We start from the raw sequence: 1293 nt of genomic DNA, 5'->3' as shown, positions 1-1293 counted from the left end.
ATTTCAGCTTCGGCCGTTTCCGTGGGACTCAAGTAGTATGACATCATACGGCGACCATATAGGTCTAATACACCGCTTAGTCTAATCTTGTGTTCTCCATTCACTCCGTAAGCTAATTCTGTGGAATCCGATAACCAAACCTGATTTGGAGCCGTTACAGTAAATTGCTGATTTAGCACATTATCTTGCACATATTGTTCTTCCTGTTTAACACGATTATGTTTCTTTCTTCTAACCTGGCAACGAATATTAAGCTCACGCATGACACGTCTCACCCGTTTTAGAGAGATTGGAACATCAACTTGCTCGTCCCGCAAGAGATTATCCACGAGCAGACCTGCTCCAATACCTTGTTTATGGATATCGAACCAATACTGAACACGTTCCTTAAGTTTTTGATTCTGTTGTTCCCAGGTCGTTTCTTTTCTACGAAGTCCCTTATAGTAAGCCTGTCGGCTGACTCCAATAAGCTTCAATAACTTCGTTATTGCTCCATGCTGTCCTTGACTGACTTCCTTAATTGCGTGGTAGGCCAATCGATGCTGTTTTTTCACTCCTTGCGCTGAAGTTCCTGTAATTTTTTTGCGAATGCTTTGTATAACTCCTGATCTTGAAGTTGTGATTCTAGCTGACGAATTCTTAGGTTTGCTTTATCTAGGTCAGTTAATTCGCTTTCAGACTTACGATGGCCACGATTATCTACCAATGCTTCATAACCGCCATCATTGGCTTTTAATACCCACAAACGAGCTTGTTGATAAGAAACCTGAAAATGATCGGCTGCTTCTGAATAACTATGTTTATGCTTCACTATATACTCAACGACTTGGATACGTTCTTTAAATGTTGTTTTACGGCTCATAACGGAAACCTGCTTTCTATACGGCGTAGCCGTTAATTTGTTTCCATTATACTGTGAAATCCAACTATTAAGTTGATACGAATTTCTCAGCCCGTATTTTACAGTGAGTTCTTCCAGTGTTCCTTCACCAGCTAAATATGCATGTACTACGGATAGCTTTAATGTTTTTGAATAATGTGCATTTTTCTTTGCTTCTTTTAAACCATCAATTCCATCTCGCTTATAAAGACTAATCCAACGGATTAGAGTCTTAGGGACAATTTGTTTTGTTCTGGCAAAGGTTGCTAATGGTTTATCCTGATGCTGATATTCAGTGATGATTTTTAGCTTTTCAAGTGATGTATGTCTTGATCTAGGCATAGAAAAATCCCTCCATGATTGACAGATGAATTTATATTATTTCATCTGTCAACCACAAAGGGATTATCGCA

The 1293-nt window shown here is 39.1% G+C and carries 2 protein-coding genes; both read right to left on the bottom strand.

Going from position 1 to position 1293, the window contains the following annotated elements; all coding sequences use genetic code 11:
* Positions 1 to 554 (bottom strand): IS3 family transposase (locus IV88_RS08920; RefSeq protein ID WP_157059340.1); only part of this gene is annotated, 554 nt, incomplete at its 3' end.
* Positions 551 to 1222, bottom strand: coding sequence for a helix-turn-helix domain-containing protein (locus IV88_RS08915; RefSeq protein ID WP_057800541.1), 672 nt, complete (start codon positions 1220 to 1222; stop codon positions 551 to 553). The genes IV88_RS08915 and IV88_RS08920, both read right to left, overlap by 4 nt.
* Positions 1223 to 1293 lie beyond the last annotated feature (71 nt).

The organism is Pediococcus argentinicus (assembly GCF_001437605.1).
GTDB lineage: Bacteria > Bacillota > Bacilli > Lactobacillales > Lactobacillaceae > Pediococcus > Pediococcus argentinicus.
This window is presented reverse-complemented; position numbering and strand designations above follow the sequence as displayed.

Bases quoted from the DNA above. Each gene is read 5' to 3' on its own strand.
- IV88_RS08915 (WP_057800541.1), bottom strand. From the start codon at position 1,222: ATGCCTAGATCAAGACATACATCACTTGAAAAGCTAAAAATCATCACT.